This window comes from Pseudonocardia sp. Ae505_Ps2, assembly GCF_001932425.1.
Classification (GTDB): Bacteria; Actinomycetota; Actinomycetes; order Mycobacteriales; family Pseudonocardiaceae; genus Pseudonocardia.
In genome coordinates, this window is record NZ_MCIP01000001.1 from 5,158,449 (window position 1) to 5,173,749 (window position 15,301).

At 74.6% G+C, this 15,301-nt stretch carries 16 protein-coding genes; 5 read left to right on the forward strand and 11 right to left on the reverse strand.

What is annotated here, in order from left to right:
• Window positions 1–18 precede the first annotated feature (18 nt).
• From Ae505Ps2_RS24135 to Ae505Ps2_RS24145, 3 genes are all read right to left on the reverse strand, one after another.
• Entirely contained in the window at window positions 19–993 is a 975-nt protein-coding gene (locus tag Ae505Ps2_RS24135; protein ID WP_075306774.1) for an alpha/beta hydrolase, read from the reverse strand.
• 179 nt (window positions 994–1,172) lie between these two features.
• On the reverse strand, window positions 1,173–1,718 hold the full coding sequence (locus tag Ae505Ps2_RS24140) for a DUF4334 domain-containing protein (protein ID WP_060712062.1): 546 nt from the start codon (window positions 1,716–1,718) through the stop codon (window positions 1,173–1,175).
• A gap of 92 nt (window positions 1,719–1,810) precedes the next feature.
• Window positions 1,811–3,103 carry an MFS transporter gene (locus Ae505Ps2_RS24145; protein WP_075554020.1) on the reverse strand — a complete coding sequence of 431 codons (1,293 nt, stop codon included), beginning with the start codon at window positions 3,101–3,103 and terminating at the stop codon, window positions 1,811–1,813.
• Window positions 3,104–3,291: 188 nt separating this feature from the next.
• Between Ae505Ps2_RS24145 and Ae505Ps2_RS24150 the strand changes: the two genes are divergently transcribed.
• From Ae505Ps2_RS24150 to Ae505Ps2_RS31405, 4 genes are read left to right on the forward strand one after another with little or no spacing between them, the layout of a single operon-like run.
• Window positions 3,292–4,176 carry an alpha/beta hydrolase gene (locus Ae505Ps2_RS24150; protein WP_075306776.1) on the forward strand — a complete coding sequence of 295 codons (885 nt, stop codon included), beginning with the start codon at window positions 3,292–3,294 and terminating at the stop codon, window positions 4,174–4,176.
• Window positions 4,176–4,919, forward strand: coding sequence for an enoyl-CoA hydratase-related protein (locus Ae505Ps2_RS24155; RefSeq protein ID WP_075306777.1), 744 nt, complete (start codon window positions 4,176–4,178; stop codon window positions 4,917–4,919). Before Ae505Ps2_RS24150 ends, Ae505Ps2_RS24155 begins: the two co-directional genes overlap by 1 nt.
• Before the next feature lie 10 nt (window positions 4,920–4,929).
• The gene (locus Ae505Ps2_RS24160; protein ID WP_075306778.1) at window positions 4,930–5,976 is read left to right on the forward strand and encodes a DUF4185 domain-containing protein; all 1,047 of its coding nucleotides are present in this window, start codon (window positions 4,930–4,932) and stop codon (window positions 5,974–5,976) included.
• 3 nt (window positions 5,977–5,979) lie between these two features.
• Window positions 5,980–6,192, forward strand: a complete 213-nt coding sequence (locus tag Ae505Ps2_RS31405) for a hypothetical protein (RefSeq protein WP_139318745.1) — start codon at window positions 5,980–5,982, stop codon at window positions 6,190–6,192.
• On the opposite strand, the gene Ae505Ps2_RS24165 is transcribed toward Ae505Ps2_RS31405, so the two are convergent.
• Window positions 6,155–6,547, reverse strand: a complete 393-nt coding sequence (locus Ae505Ps2_RS24165) for a hypothetical protein (protein WP_075306779.1) — start codon at window positions 6,545–6,547, stop codon at window positions 6,155–6,157. The genes Ae505Ps2_RS31405 and Ae505Ps2_RS24165 overlap by 38 nt on opposite strands.
• A gap of 146 nt (window positions 6,548–6,693) precedes the next feature.
• Here Ae505Ps2_RS24165 and Ae505Ps2_RS24170 point away from each other — a divergent pair, with 146 nt between their 5' ends.
• A complete protein-coding gene (locus tag Ae505Ps2_RS24170; protein ID WP_139319229.1) occupies window positions 6,694–7,377 on the forward strand; it encodes a VTT domain-containing protein in 684 nt (227 codons plus the stop codon).
• A gap of 21 nt (window positions 7,378–7,398) precedes the next feature.
• Here Ae505Ps2_RS24170 and Ae505Ps2_RS24175 read toward each other — a convergent pair whose 3' ends face one another.
• The 7 genes from Ae505Ps2_RS24175 to Ae505Ps2_RS24205 all read right to left on the reverse strand — a co-directional run bounded on the left by Ae505Ps2_RS24175 (window position 7,399) and on the right by Ae505Ps2_RS24205 (window position 15,285).
• On the reverse strand, window positions 7,399–8,748 hold the full coding sequence (locus Ae505Ps2_RS24175) for a solute carrier family 23 protein (RefSeq protein ID WP_075554021.1): 1,350 nt from the start codon (window positions 8,746–8,748) through the stop codon (window positions 7,399–7,401).
• Between the two features lie 113 nt (window positions 8,749–8,861).
• Window positions 8,862–10,040, reverse strand: a complete 1,179-nt coding sequence (locus tag Ae505Ps2_RS24180; protein ID WP_075554311.1) for an epoxide hydrolase family protein — start codon at window positions 10,038–10,040, stop codon at window positions 8,862–8,864.
• Between the two features lie 86 nt (window positions 10,041–10,126).
• Window positions 10,127–10,936: a molybdenum storage protein subunit alpha gene (locus Ae505Ps2_RS24185; protein WP_075306782.1), complete on the reverse strand. Its 810-nt coding sequence runs from the start codon at window positions 10,934–10,936 to the stop codon at window positions 10,127–10,129.
• A complete protein-coding gene (locus Ae505Ps2_RS24190; protein WP_020625931.1) occupies window positions 10,933–11,760 on the reverse strand; it encodes a uridine monophosphate kinase in 828 nt (275 codons plus the stop codon). The genes Ae505Ps2_RS24185 and Ae505Ps2_RS24190 overlap by 4 nt, the downstream gene beginning before the upstream one ends.
• A gap of 416 nt (window positions 11,761–12,176) precedes the next feature.
• Window positions 12,177–12,974, reverse strand: a complete 798-nt coding sequence (locus tag Ae505Ps2_RS24195; RefSeq protein ID WP_075306783.1) for an ABC transporter ATP-binding protein — start codon at window positions 12,972–12,974, stop codon at window positions 12,177–12,179.
• Entirely contained in the window at window positions 12,971–14,092 is a 1,122-nt protein-coding gene (locus tag Ae505Ps2_RS24200; RefSeq protein ID WP_075306784.1) for an iron ABC transporter permease, read from the reverse strand. Before Ae505Ps2_RS24200 ends, Ae505Ps2_RS24195 begins: the two co-directional genes overlap by 4 nt.
• Window positions 14,089–15,285 (reverse strand): ABC transporter substrate-binding protein, encoded by a 1,197-nt coding sequence (locus Ae505Ps2_RS24205; protein ID WP_075306785.1) that lies wholly within the window; start codon window positions 15,283–15,285, stop codon window positions 14,089–14,091. The genes Ae505Ps2_RS24200 and Ae505Ps2_RS24205 overlap by 4 nt, the downstream gene beginning before the upstream one ends.
• Window positions 15,286–15,301 lie beyond the last annotated feature (16 nt).

Consider the following 15,301-nt stretch of genomic DNA (forward strand, 5'->3'; position numbering starts at 1 on the left):
CCGCTCGCCCGGTCGCGATCAGGGCTGTGGGGCGAAGTGGGTCCGCACCGCGTGCCCGAACCACTGGTCACGGAACGCGGCGGCAGCCCGGCTCGCCGACGCCTTCGGAACGAGCACGTCGAAGCCGTGGTAGGCGCCGGCGAACTCACGGAACTCCACCGGGACGCCTGCCGCACGCAGGTTGTCCACGTAGTGGACGGTCTCGTCCCGGAACGGGTCGAGACTGCCCACGAAGGTCATCGTCGGGGGGAGCCCGGCGTGGTCCGTCGCCCGTGCCGGAGCGGCGTACGCCGGAACATCCGCGGCCCCGAACAGGTCGCCGAGGTACAACCGCCACGCCGACCGGTTGGTCACGGAGTCCCAGACCGGCGCGTCGTTGTCCCGCCCGGACTCGGTCTCTCCGCGATCGTCGATCATGGGGTACAGCGGCATCTGGAAGGCGACGGCGACCTCGCCCTCGTCGCGTGCGTAGAGCGTCGTCGCCGCGGTCAGCCCGCCGCCCGCGCTGCCGCCCGCGACCGCGATCTGGTCGGGCCGCACGCCGAGTCGGACGGCGTTGTCCTTCAGCCAGACCAGCGCCGCGTACGAATCGTCGAGCGCAGCCGGGTACGGCGCCTCCGGGCTGAGGCGGTAGTCCGGTGAGACGACGACGGCGCCGCTCCCCGCGATCAGGGGCCGGAAGGAGGACGCCTCGAACTCGGGGGCTCCCGTGGCGTACCCGCCGCCGTGGAGCCAGAGCAGTCCGGGAGCATCGGGCCGGGCGTCCCGCGCCCGGTAGACCAGGATGCGCAGCCGCGACCCGTCCGGCCGCCGGATCCACTCCTCGCTGCGGACCAGACCGGCGGGCACCCGTCTGCGCAGCAGCCGGTCGACGGGCCCGGGGAGGGCGCTCGATCGGCGCAGCTGCTCCTCGGTCCGCGCGGACCGGATCCTGCGGATCAGCGTTCCGCGGCGCCGCAGCTCCGGGTCGATCTGCGAAGGGTGTACGGGCATGGCGGCCCTCCTCGTGGGGTCCGTCGCGTGGCTCTCGTCGTGAGACCGTGGCCCACCATAAGCAGTGGAGCCCTCCGTTTAGCTCTCACGGTCCGGGGCCCCCGGGCTGGTCACCTCGCCCGTCCGGCGGCCGATGTCGTCAGCCTGCTCGCGACCAGCACACTCGGGGAGACACCCGGTCACTCGCGACGCAGGAAGAACAGGAACGGCTGGGGCAGGCCGCGCATGTCCATGGCGCCGAGCACGGTGTCGTCGTCGACGCGACGGAAGACGTCGTGGATCGGGAGGTCGTCGTAGCACATGGTGGCGCTGGCGACCCCGCGGTACTCGGTGGTGCGCAACCGTGCCTTCGGGGCCCGGGTGGCGAGCGCGGGGCCCGCGGTGCGGGCGATCCGCGCGAGGGTCGCGTTGCGCAGCGCGGCCGGGTAGCGCAGCAGCGCGGGCAGCGGGACCAGGGCGGGGTTGAGGGAGAACCGGCCGCCGCGGGGGTGGTCCATGACGAGCGGGTGGACGTCGTCGACGCCGTCGAACCGCTTGCCGTGCCAGCCGAAGCGGCCCAGCAGCCCGTCCATCGGGTTGCCGGTGGGGATCTCACCGCCCGACCAGTCACCCAGCATCTCCTCGACCCCGACGGCGGGCAGCGCGTCGAAGAAGCCGAGGCCCTCCTCCAGGGTGGCGCCGTGCGCGAGGTGTCGGAGCGTGTCGGCCGGTGCGGTGCTGGTCATCGCGAGCTCTCCATCGAAACGTCGGCGTGTCGATCAACGGTACAACCCGCACCTCGCTCCGCCCCTGCTCGCGGGGTACCGGGCTACCGGGGTCAGCTCAGGGCGGAGCCCTTCGTCTCCGGCAGGGTCAGCACCGCGACGAAGGAGATCACCGCCCCGACGGCGACGTAGACGAAGAACAGGATCGCCAGGTCCGCCTCCTGCAGCGAGGCGATGACCAGCGGCGCCGTCCCGCCGAACACGGCGACGGTCAGGTTGTACCAGGCGCCGATGCCCAGGGCGCGGACCGTCGTCGGGAACAGCTCGCTCATGATCGCCGGCGCGACCGAGGTCATCGCTGTGTAGAGCCCCAGCCCGACGGTGAACACGACGAACATGTTCCAGAAGCCGGGCCCGATGAGGAACGACAGCGGGACGACGAGCAGCGCGGTGGCCGCGGACCAGACGAGCATCTGGGGTCGGCGGCCCCAGCGGTCGGCGGCGGCCCCCATCGGGTACTGCAGGAGGACGAAGATCGCCGTGGCGATCGAGAGCGCGAGGAACACCTCGGTCGCGTCCGCGCCGCGGGAGCGGGTGGCGAACGGCGTCAGCGCGGAGAAGAACGTGTAGTAGCAGAGGGTGTGCAGGATGGTGAAGCCGACGAGCTGCGCCACCGCCTTCGGGTGCTCGCGCAGGGTCAGTAGGAGCGGGTTGCGGATCCGGGCCGCCGACTCCTTGTTGTCCTCGAACTGCTCGGTCTCGCTCATCTGACGGCGCATCCAGAGCCCGATGATGCCGAGCACCCCGCCGAGCAGGAACGGGATCCGCCAGCCCCAGGCGGCGAGCTGGTCGTCGGTCAGCGTCGCCGCCAGCACGAAACCGGTGAGCGAGGCGAACAGCACCGCGGTGCCGGTGGAGATGTAGAAGAACGACGAGTAGCGCCCGCGCCGCTCACGGGGGGCGATCTCGGCGAGGTAGGCCGACGCGTTGGAGACCTCCCCGCCCAGCGACATGCCCTGCGCGATGCGGGCCAGCAGCAGCAGGACCGGGGCGAACCAGCCGATCATCGAGAACGTCGGCAGCAGGCCGATCACGAACGAGCCGCCCGCCATCAGCAGGATCGTCACCAGCATCGCGGTCCGGCGCCCCTTGAGGTCGGCGAACCGGCCCAGCAGCAGACCGCCCAGCGGCCGGAAGAAGAAGGCGAGCGCGTAGGTCGCCAGCGTCGAGATGAGGGCTAGCGCCGCGTTCTCGGGCGGGAAGATCTGCGTCGCGAAATAGATCGAGAACGTCGCGTAGATCGTCCAGTCGTACCACTCGACCGCGTTGCCGATGGACGCCGCGACGAGCGTCCGGACCGGAAGGCGGTGACGCTCCGTCGTTCCGGTGCTGGCTGGCTGGGGCACGGTTCCCCCTGACGTGTCGGCCGAACGGTCGGCGAACCGTATCCGGTGCGGCCCGACACATCGACCGGACCGATCGGGAGAGGAACGGACCGAGTATCGCTGCCGCGCGCCGGGCACCCCATCATCACTTCTCGGTAGACCGGGCCGGGCGGTCCGGTGCCGCCCCACGACCCCGGAGGATCCCCGCGATGCCACTGTCCACCGCCACCGACGGCTTCCGGCTGGCCTACGACCGCCACCGCGAGCCCGGTGCGCCTCCGGTCCTGCTGCTGCACGGCTGGCCGGGCGACCGGACGGACATGGCCGCCGTCGCCGCACGGCTGGCCCCGGCGCACGAGGTGGTCGTCCCCGACCTGCGCGGGTTCGGCGCGTCCGAGAAGCACGACCGCGACCCGGCCGAGCAGTACTCGGCGGCCGCGCAGGCACGCTCGCTGACCGCGCTGCTGGACGAGCTGGGCCTGTCCGGGGTGGTCGTCGCGGGCTACGACGTCGGCAGCCGGGTCGGCCAGCAGATCGCCGCGGACCGGCCCGACCTGCTGCGCGCGCTCGTCGTCACCCCGCCGGCGCCCGGTGTCGGCAGGCGGATCCTGGGAGAGGACCCGGTGCGCGAGTTCTGGTACCAGTCCTTCCACCAGCTCGACCTGGCCCGCGAGCTCGTCGACGGCGACACCCGTGCCGCCCGCGCGTACCTGCGCCACTTCTGGTCGCACTGGTCCGGGCCCGGGTTCACCCCCGACGACGAACGCCTCGACCACCTCGCCGCCGTCTACGGGGCGCCGGGCGCGTTCGTCGCGTCGATCAACTGGTACCGCTCCGGCGGCGGCGCGGTGGCCCGCTCGCTGGCCGAGACCGCGCCCGACCCGGCCGACCGGGTCACCGTCCCGACGACGTTCCTGTGGCCCGAGCACGACCCGCTGTTCCCGCGCGACTGGTCCGACCGGCTCCCGGAGTTCTTCACCGAGGTGACCGTCACCCCCGTCGACGGCGTCGGGCACTTCGTCCCGGTCGAGGCACCGCAGGTGTTCGCCGACGCGGTGGCCGCGGCGGCCGCGCCGCCGCGGACGGTGCGCTGATGGGGACCCCGCGGGTGCGCGACGACGGCCCCGTCCGGACCGTCACCCTGGACCGCCCCGACGCCGCGAACGCCCTGCACCTCGTCGACGTCGACGCGGTCGCCGCGGCCGTCACCGACCTCCCGGACCGGGTGCGGGTCGTCGTGGTCACCGGTGCCGGGGACCGGGCCTTCGGCGCCGGGATGCACCTCGACGTCTTCCGCGACGCCGACCCCGGCGACGGTCGCGCGATCATCACCCGGCTCGCGGCCTGCCTGCGTGTGGTGCGCACCGCGCCGGTCCCGACCATCGCCCGGCTGAACGGCGCCTGCCTGGGTGCCGCGTTCGAGCTGGCCATGGCCTGCGACCTTCGCGTCGCCCACACCGGGGTGCGGGTGGGGCTGCCCGAGGTGCGCCTCGGGATCCCCTCGGTGGTCGACGCGGCGCTGCTGCCCCGCTACGTCGGCGCCGCGCTCGCCCAGGAGATGGTCCTGACCGGCAGCGTGCACCGGGTCGACGAACCCGGGACGGCCCCGCTGGTGAACCGGCTCGTCGACTCCCCCGCCGGGCTCGACGCCGCCGTCGACGAGCTGGTCGCGGCCCTGCTCGCCCCGACCCGCGAGGTCCTGGCGGCGCAGAAGGAGCTGCTCGAGACCTGGCGCGAGCAGGGCATCACCGGATCGGTGGAGGCCAGCGTCGACACCTTCGCGGAGGTGTTCGCGCTGCCCGCGACCCGCGCCGCGATCGCGCGGTACCGGCCGTAGGGTCGCCGCCATGGCCGTCACGACCAAGATCGCCGACCTGACCGGGCCCGGGCACACCGACCGGTTCGGGATCGGCGGCACCGACCTCGGCATCCTCGCCACCGCGCCGGACGGGCGCCTGGTCGCCGTCTTCGGCGACACCTTCGAGCGGGCCGGCGTCGGTGGGCCCGGCTGGCGCTCCCCGGTCGTGCTGTTCGCCGACCCGGACGGGTTCCGGACCGGCCTGCGCTGGACCGGTTCCGGTGGCGACACCGCGGACTACGCCTGCCGGCTCGTCAGCAAGCCGGCGACGAACTGGTTCCGGCTGCACCGCCGCGTCACCACGATCCTGCCCGCCGACGTCATCACCGTCGGCGACACGATGTACCTGCACGTCATGGCCAACAAGGGCCTCGGCAACGTGCTGTGGAGCGAGATCATCGCCTCCCGCGACAACGGCGTCACCTGGGAGCGCACCGGCTGCGACTGGCCCGGCGACCACCACGACGGCCTGTTCCAGCAGCTGACCTGGTGCGACGGCGACGACGGGTACGTCTACGCCTACACCACCGGCTTCCAGCGCCGCGACGGTCTGCTGCTGCACCGGGTGCCCGCCGACCGGATCACCGACCGCGACGCGTGGGAGCCGTGGGGCTTCGCCGGGGAGCGCTGGGACTGGGGCAACCCGCCGACGCTGACGCTGCCGGGTGCCTTCGGCGAGCTCAACCTGCGCCGGGTCCCGGGCCCGGACGGGCGCGAGCACCTGCTGCTCACCGTCTTCGACGCCGGGAACTACCGGATCGACACGCTGCTGCTCGATCGGCCGAACGCCGACCTGCACCGTGCCCCGCGGACCACCGTGCTCACCGGCTGCGGCTGGGACGACGAGGACCACGCCACCGGCCGCGTCGCGCAGCTCTACGGCGGCTACGTCGTCCCCGGCTCGACGCTCGACGACCTGCACCTCGTCGTCAGCCAGTGGAACACCACCACCCACTGGCCGTACCGCGCGATGCAGTTCCGGACGGACGTCACGGAGCTGCTGCGGACGGAGCAGTCCGAGGTCCGGGCGTCATGAGAAGTGGGTAACGGGGAGCTGGTCCTGCAGGCCCGCCTCGACGACATCGACGCTCCCGCCGCCGTCCGGCGGCTGCGCCGGGTCGTGCCGCGGCTGCTGACCGGGTTCCCCGGTGTCGTCGTCGCGGCCGCCCCCGGGCCCGCACTCCGGCCGAGGAGGCCGTGGCGGTGCCCCGGGGTCAGCCGGGTTCCTGCCCGCCGGGCGGCAGGAGGCTGAGGTACCAGCGGCCCGCCTCCTCGGTGACCGACAGCGTCACCAGCACCGGACCCGAGCGGATCTCGACCCGGTCCGCTCCGGTGGGCAGCACGACGGGTGACCCGGCCGCCTGCAGGCGTTCGACGTAGTCGTCGGCGAAACCCCGGTCCGGGGCGTCGAGCAGCAGCTCGTGCAGCCGGGCACCGCCGTCGGGGCTCCGCAGCGCGGCGCCGGCCCGGTCGTGGAGCGCAGCGGGGTCGTCGGCGCCGCGCTCGCCGGCCGCCGCGATCAGCGCGACCGTCCCGACGATCCACACTCCGACGAACGCGACGGCGATCCACCCCAGCAGGGTGCGGGTGCGCGCAGGACGTCTCATCAGGGCGACAACTGTGTCATACCGGACACCCTCGCACCGGACACCTGTCGGCCGCCGCACACCGGTCGCCGTTCACCGGGTCGTGCCGATGCTCGCCCGAACCCCGCGGGTACCCCGCTCGTAGATCCGGGTGGAGGTGGTCGACGGTGGCCCGATGGTGGCGACCCGTGCTGCTGGTGACGCTGGTGATCGCGGGCTCCGCGGTCCTGCTGGTCACCGGCTGGCCGACGGTCGAGGGCGTCCGTGCGACGACGGCGGCCGCGGGCTGGGCGGCGCCGGTCCTGTTCACGCTGCTGTTCGTCGGGTTCACCCTGGTCCCGGCGCCCGCGACCGTGATGGGCATCGCCGCCGGCGTCCTGTTCGGCCTGCCCGTCGGCCTGGCGACGACGATGACCGCGGTCGCCGTCGGCTCGCTGATCGGCTTCGTGCTGTCGCGGACGCTGGGCCGCGAGGTCGTCGCCGGGATCGGCAGCGCCCGCATCCACCGTCTCGACGCGCGGCTGCGCCGGGGCGGGCTGTGGGCCGTCGCCGGGGGCAGGCTTCTGCCGGTCATCCCGTTCCCGGTGCTCAGCTACGCCTGCGGGCTGACCGCGATCCGGCTGCGCGACTACCTCGCCGGGTCCGTGCTGGGCGTGCTGCCCTCGGCCGTGGCGTTCGTGACCATCGGCGCCTATGGCGGGGACCCGGGCTCGGTGCCGTTCCTCGTCGCGGTCGCCGGGCTGGTGGTGCTGACCGTCGCGGCGCTGGTGGCGTCCCGGACACGGCGGCGGGCCGGGCGGACTGCCCGGCGGACGGAGACGGCACCGGTGCCGCCGGCCCCGGTGGCCTGACCCGCCACGGCCGGCCGGGCCTCACGCGGGCGGTGTGCCCGCCGTCGCGGCGTCCCGCTCGGGACGGCCCGGCAGCACCAGGTTCAGCAGCACCGCCACCACCGCCGTCACGACGACGCCGGACTCCAGCAGCGGGCGCCACTGCCCGGGCACCAGCGCCAGCAGGTTCGGCACCGACGCCAGGCCGCGCCCGAGCCCGACCGACAGCGCGACGACCACCAGGGCACGCTGGTCGAGACCGCGCTCGGTGAGCATCTCGATCCCGATCGCGCACACCATTCCGAACAGCAGCACGACCCCGCCGCCGAGCACCGCGGGCGGCGTCGCCCCGATCACCGCCGCGGCCTTGGGCAGCAGCGCCATCGCGACGAGGACCCCGGCCGCGATCGTCACCACGTGCCTGCTCATCTGGCGGGTGAGCGCGATGAGCCCGATGTTCTGGCTGAACATGGTGGTGGGCAGCGCGGAGAAGACCTCGCCGAGCAGCGCGCTGCCGCCCTCGGCGAGGATCCCGCCGCGCAGCTCCCGGGTGGTGGCGGGGCGCCGGGCCCCGGCCTGGGTGACGGCGTTGACGGTCCCCACGGAGTCGACCATGTTGACCACGCCGACGACGGCCACGGTCAGGATCGCGACCACGTCGAAGCTCAGCCCGAACGCGAACGGCGTCGGGAACGCCACCCAGCCCGCGGGCCCGACCCCGGCCAGGTCCACCATGCCCAGCGCCAGCGCAACGAGGTAGCCCACGACCAGCGAGATCAGCACCGCCGCCGTGCCGAGCAGCCCGCGCCCCCACCGGTTGAGCACGACGGCGAGCACGAGCACGAACGCGGCCAGCCCCAGGTTCGCCGCGGCGCCGAAGGTCGGCGAGCCCGCCCCGCCCGCGGCGAGGGTGAACGCCGACGGCAGCAGACCGAGCCCGATCACCAGGATGATCGTGCCGGTGACCAGGGGCGGGAACAGCCAGGCGATCCGGTGGATGTTCAGCGCGATCACCACCTGGACGACCGCGGTGACCAGCACCGCGCCCCACACCGCGGCGAGCCCGCGCTCGGCGGCCAGCGGCACCGCGACCGAGATGAACACGAACCCCGAGCCCATCATGATCGGCAGCCGGCCGCCGACGATGGAGAACCCGATGGTCTGCAGCAGCGTCGCGAGGCCGGCGCACAGCAGCGCACCCTGGATGAGCAGGGTCCGCTGGGCCGGTGTCGCCTCCACCGCGGTGGCCAGCAGGAACGCCGGGGTCAGGTTGCTGGCGAACATGGCCAGCACGTGCTGGAGCCCGAGCGGGACGGCCTCGCGCAGCGGCGGCATCGTCTCGATGTCACTGCGGTCCGGCGTGGGCGCGGGTCGGGGTGCGGTGGTCGCCATCGCTCCTCCTCGGTCGGATGCGACGACGGTGCCCCGTCCGGATGACCCCCGTGTGACGCGCCGTTACAGCTGTTTCGTCCGGTTCGGGGTGCGCCGGCGCAGCCCGGCTGCGCTCAGGTGCCGATCGCCCCGGACAGGGTCGCGGCGAAGGCCCGGACGTCGTCGAGCAGCAGGTCCGGGGCCTGCAACGCGGCGAAGTGCCCGCCGCGGTCGTGCTCGGTCCAGCGCACCACCCGGTGCGACCGCTCCACGAACGGCCGCACGGCGTGGTCGCCGAGCAGGTTCAGCACCGCGGTCGGCACCCCCGAGGGCGGGCGGGTCTCCCGGAACGCCGTGGGCGCGATCTCCCGGTACAGGCGCATCGCGGACCCGGCGGTGCGGGTGAACCAGAAGCTCGCGACGTCGGCGAGGTAGGCGTCCGGGTCCACGGGGGTCTGCCGGGTCGTGTCCGGGTCGTAGTCGACGAACCACTCGAGGTGCCAGGCCAGCAGCCCGACCGGGGAGTCGATCATCGCGTAGCCGAGCGTGGACGGGCGGGTGCTCTGGATCGCGGCGTACCCACTGCGCCCGGGCCACGTCTCGCCGAGCTCGGCGACACGGGCCCGCTCGGCGTCGGTCAGGCCGGCGAGCGGGTCGGCCGCCGACGGGTCGGGGGACGCGCCGACCAGCGCGTTGAGGTGCACCCCCAGCACCCGGCCGGGGTCCCGGCGGGCGATCTCGGGCGCGATCATCGAGCCGTAGTCGCCGCCCTGGGCCAGGAAGCGGTCGTGGCCCAGGGCCGACATGAGGTCGGTGAGGCAGCGGGCGTGCCGGTCGACGTCCCAGCCGAGGTCGCGGGTCGGACCGGAGAACCCGAACCCGGGCAGTGACGGGGCGACGACGTGGAACGCCGGGAGCGTCGCGTCCCCGGGCTCGGTGAGCGGCCCCAGCAGCCCGAGGAACTCCGCCGGGGTGGACGGCCAGCCGTGCACCAGCAGCAGCCCGACGGCATCGGGCCGCGTCGAACGGCGGTACAGCGCGTGCACCCCGACGTGGTCGGGGGTGTCGAGGACGACGGAGTCCGCGGCCAGCCGCTCCTCCACGGCCCGCCAGTCGAAGCGGTGCCGCCAGCGGTCGGCGAGCTCACGCAGGTGACCGGGCGGGACGCCGTAGGACCACCCCGCACCGGACGGCACGTCCGGCCAGCGGGTGTCGTCGAGGCGGGCGTGCAGACGGTCGATCTCCGCCTGCGGGACGGGGAACGGGTTCGTTGCCGTCGTTGCCGTCGTTGCCGTCGTTGCCGTCGGTGCCATAGGTGCCATAGGTGCCATAGGTGCCATAGGTGCCATGGCCTCGACCGTGGCACCGAACCCGGACTCCTCCGGTCCGCGTGCCGCGGTCAGGCGGAGACGACGGTCCCGACGTGCTCCCCGGCGAGGGCCTTCGTCACGGTCCCGGCGACGGTGCCGTTGACGATCTGCACCGACCGGACGTGCCGGGCGCGCTGCAGCGTGCGCAGGGCCTCCCGGTCGATCGGCAGGGGCCGGGCGGGGTCGGCGAGCAGGTCGGCCGCGGTCGCCGTGCGCAGCACGGTGCCCCCGTCGAGGTCCCCGTCGAGCACGCCGTCGACGTCGCGGACGTAGGTCAGCGACGCCGCGCCCCAGGCGTCGGCCAGCAGCAGCGCGCCGGTGTCGGTGCGGTGCGGCGGGATCTTCCCCGCCGCCGCGGGCAGCTCGTGCACGCCGTAGGGCGGGTAGCCGTTGGTGACGGCGGCGTTGGACGCGGCCAGGTGCACCGGCAGCTGGTGGGCGACGGTGCCGTGCCCGAGGTAGGCGACGCCCTGCTCGGCGAGCAGCGCGGCGACGAGATGCCCGTTCTGCTCGGCCTCACGACCGGCGATCTCGGCGAGCGCGCCGGTCGGCAGGCCCAGGTCGAGGCCGACGCCGAGCGCGTGCCGAGCGCGGATCCCGGCGCCGGTGGCGATCAGCAGCGGGTCCCCGGAGATCGCGGCGCGCAGCTCCTCGACGATCGGCAGCAGCACGTCGCGGCCGCGGTCGACGATCGAGCGGCCGCCGAGCACGACGACGCGCAGGCGGGGCAGCATCCGGATGACCGGCTGCTGCTGGTCGACGGGGCGGACCTGCTCGCGGTCGAGCAGGGTCTGGCGGGCCAGCGGCGACTCGACGTCCTTGGGGTGGGTGGTGCTCATCGGGCGTCTCCCGCGGTGATGATCGTGCCCACGTGCTCGCCGGCGAGCGCGCGGGTGAGGTTGCCGGGCTTGAGACCGTTGACGATCTGGATCGAGCGGACGTGCGTCGCGTGCCGCATGAGCTCCAGCACCGGGCGCTCGACGATCAGGTCGGGCAGGTCCCGCTCGATCAGCTCGTCGACGGTGATCTCCGGGATCAGCGTCGCCGACGGGTCGTTCTTCGGGTTCGCGGTGTAGAGGCCGTCCTCGTCCTTGACGAAGATCATGTTCTTGCAGCCGTAGGTCTCGGCGACGAGGTAGCAGCCCGCGTCGGTGCGGTAGGGCGGGATCACGCCCTCGTCGGGCAGGGGCTGCCACATCGCGTACGGCGGCATGCCCGCGAAGATCGCCGCCCGGACCTCGGACAACGACAGGGGCAGCGCGTCGAACCCGCCCCCGGCGACGACCGGCACCCCGTGCCGGGCCATCAGGTAGCCGAGCATGGTGGCGTTCTGCCCGGCGACGGCGCTGCCGACCGAGCTGAGCACACCGGTGGGCAGGCCGAGCTCGGCGGCCAGGGAGTACGCGTGCCGGGCGCGGGTGCCCCCGCCGGTGCCGATCAGCAGCCGGTGCGTCGACCGGGCCTCCAGCAGCTCCTCGACCAGCGGGAACACCGCCTCACGACCACGGTCGATGAAGCTCTGTCCACCGACCTTGACCACCGACACGTCGGGTAGGACCCGGGTGTCGGACGTCCGCTCGGTGGCCGCGGCGAGCTCCGGGTCATCGAGCGACCGGGTCAGCAGCAGCGACTCGAGCTCGGCCGCGCTCGCGGCGTGCGTCATCGCATCTCCTCGTGTTCGGGTGCGCGCACCCGGACGGGCTGCGCGGTCGAGGCGAACCTAGCGACTCCGGGCCACGTCGTGCCGCCGACGCCACGGGCGCCATCGGCCGGGCTGCGGTACCGGACCCGGGCGGCGCTCCGTCGGCGCGGCCGGTCGCGCTCGACCGGCCCGCATCCGCTGGTCACGACGCCGTCCGGGTGATCCCTGCCACTGGCCGGAGCCCGCTCCGCAGCTCCGGCCCACTCCGCGCTCCGCCCCCGCACCCACGGCACACCCCCGCTACGCGCGGCGTCGCACGGGTTCCGGCCCCGCCGCTCGTGTCCCGGGACGCCGAGCACGAGCGGACGGGGCGACGGCCGGACGGGTGCAGGGCAGCGCGCCAGCACGACGGCACGGCAGCGCGACGGCACGGCGCCTCAGACGCGCAGACGGAACGTGCCGGTCGACGCGTCGAAGGCCAGCTCGTCGGTGTCGAACGCCGCCCCCACCGCCCCGGAGGCGGCCAGCTCGCCGGGCGTCCCCGTGCACAGCGCGCCGGCGCCGTCGAGCAGCCAGGCCCGGTCCGCCAGGCGCAGCGCCGGTTCCAGGTCGTGGGTGGACAGCAGCACCGCGAGGTCCTGCTCCCCCGCGAGCCGGCGCAGCGTCCCGAGGAGCGCGACCCGCGAGGAGACGTCGAGGAACGCGCTCGGCTCGTCGAGCAGCAGCAGCGACGGCTGCTGGGCCAGTGCGCGGGCGACCATCATCCGCTGCCGCTCACCGTCGGACATCCGGGCCATCGGACGTCCGGCGAGGGGGCCGGCGCGGACCGCGTCGATCGCGGCGTCGACGGCGGCCTCGTCCCCCGCGGTGAGCACACCGGCGGCGCCGGTGTGCGGCAACCGCCCCAGCTCGACGACGTCGCGGCCGGTCAGCTGCCCGGGGTCCGGCCGGTCGGTCAGCACCACACCGACCCGGCGGGCCCGTTCGGGCGGCCGCAGCGCCAGCAGGTCGGTGCCGTCGAGGGTCACCGCGCCGCCCAGCGCGGGCGCCAGCCCGGCGAGGGTCCGCAGCAGCGTCGACTTGCCCGTGCCGTTCGCCCCGAGCAGCACGGTCAGCTCGCCCCGCGCGGCGACGGCGTCCACCCGGGACAGCACCGGGCACACCCGGGCCCGGCGCAGCGTCCTGCCCTGCGCGTACCCGGCGACGAGCCCGGTCAGCACCAGCCCGGCGTTCACGAGGCCGCGCCCAGGCGTCGGGAGCGCAGCAGCACCGCGATCACCACCGGTGCCCCGACCAGTGAGGTCACCACGTTCAGCGGGATCACCGTGCCGACCCCCGGCGGGTTCGCGACGACCGCACACGCCAGCCCGACCAGCGCACCGGTCAGCGCGGTGGCCGGGACGAGCACCCGGTGCCGCGAGGTGCCGACCGCCAACCGGGCCAGGTGCGGCACGGCGATGCCGAGGAACCCGATCGGCCCGCAGAACGCGGTGACCGTCCCGGCGAGCACCGCGGCGACTCCCAGCACTGCCAGCCGCACCCGGGCGACGTCGACGCCCGCGGTGCGGGCGTAGTCGTCGCCGAGCAGCAGTCCGTCCAGTGGCTTGGCCAGCACGAGGACCCCCACCAGCCCGGCCGCGACGATCCCGCCGAGGATCGGCAGCTCGCCGCGGCCGACGCCGGACACCGAGCCGAGGCCCCACATCAGGTACTGCTGCGCGGTGCGCGGGTCGGTCCAGACCAGCAGCAGGCTGACCACCGAGGTGACCGCCGACCCCAGCATCACGCCGATCACCAGCAGCGCGGTCACCGACCGGGCGAACCGCGACAGCGCCAGCACCAGCGCGAGCACGGCGGCGGCACCGACCGCCGCGGCCGCGACCGTGGTGAACCGTCCCCCGACGACCGGTGTGGCCCCGAGCCCACCGGTGGCGAACGCGGCGGCCCCCGCAGCCGCCCCGAGGGTGGTCACCAGCGCGACGCCGAGCCCGGCGCCCGCGCTGACCCCGAGCACGTAGGGCTCGGCCAGCGGGTTGCGGAACAGGGTCTGGGTGAGCAGCCCCGCGGTGCCCAGCCCGACACCGACGGCCGTCGCGGTCACCGCCCGCGGCACCCGCAGGTCGGTGACGAGCAGGTCGAGCCGGGCGTCGGGGGTGCCGGTGCCGAACAGCGCCGACAGCGTCCGATCGAGCCCGATCACCACCGAACCGGTCGACACGGCGAGGGCGAACAGCACGACGACCCCGACCGCGAGCAGCATCAGGACCAGCGGTGCGCGGCGCCCCGAGCGCTGCCCGGCCCGGTCCGGGACCCGGCTCGCCGCGGCGGGCGACGCCGGTGCGGCCGGCCTCATCCGGCGGGCACCTGCCGGTAGTAGGTGAAGGCGTGGCCGGGCAGGACCTGTGGGTGCAGGATCGCGACGAGGTCGGCGAGGATCTCGTCCTGGTGGAGCGCGCCGCGCTCGTAGAGGGGGTTGCCGCCGTCGGGGGTGGTGGCCCTGTCGCGGGTCCACAGCTGCCCGCCGGGGCGGACCGCGGCGAGCGAGGACAGCCGCGGGTCGACCGCGGCGACGTCGGCGGTCGTGGCGAACGGGCCGTCGGCGAGCCAGATGCGGGCGTCGCCGTCGTCGGCCAGCACCCGCTCCAGCGACTGCGCCTGGGTGCCGGTGCCCGGCATCCCGGCACCCAGCCAGGTGGCACCGGCGTCACGGAAGAGAATGCCGGCGGTCGACTCGGCGGCCGGGACGTTCCAGGTGCCCTGGTAGGGCTGACCGGCGACGATCGGGGTCGGCGGCAGGCCACGCACGCGACCGACGAGGTCGGCGTAGCGGCCCGCGATGCCGCCGAAGATCTCCGCGGCGCGGGCGTCCTGACCGGTCAGCGCCCCCGCGACCTTGATCCACTCGGCCTGGCCGAGCGGGCCGGTCTCCAGGTAGTCCGCCCAGCCGACCACCGGGATCCCGGCCGCGGACAGTGCCGGGAACGCCGCGTCGTCGGTCCCGGCCGAGAGCACGACCGGCGGCGCGGCGGCGACGACCGCCTCGGCGTCGATCGTCGAGTTCGGCGCGAAGTCGACGGCGGCGCCGGAGGCGACGCGGGCACGAACGGCCGGGTCGGTGACCAGCGCGGCCCCGCCGACGCCGGTGATCCGGTCGAGCCCGCCCAGCTCGGTGATCATCGGCAGCTGGGTGGTCGAGCCGGCGAAGATCCCGCTCACCGGGGTGTGCACGACCGGGGCCCCGGCGAGTGCCGCGGGCAGCGCCGGGTCGCCCTGCCCGCAGCCGACGAGCACCACCGACTGCGGCTGCCCACCCGGGAAGGGCGTGCGGACGGTCAGGACCCGGTAGCCGTCGCCGCCGGTGATCGTGACGTTGGTGGCGTGGGTGAAGGCGACCGTGTCGTCCGGGGCGGACGCGGCGCCCGGCACGCAGTCCTGCGCCGCGGCGCCGGCCCCACCGGGGGCGGGCGGTGCCGTGGCGGGCGCGGAGCAGCCTGCGACGACGGCCAGTGCGAGCAGGGCCGCGAGGACCCATCGATGACACGTCACCTGAACAGTCTCACAT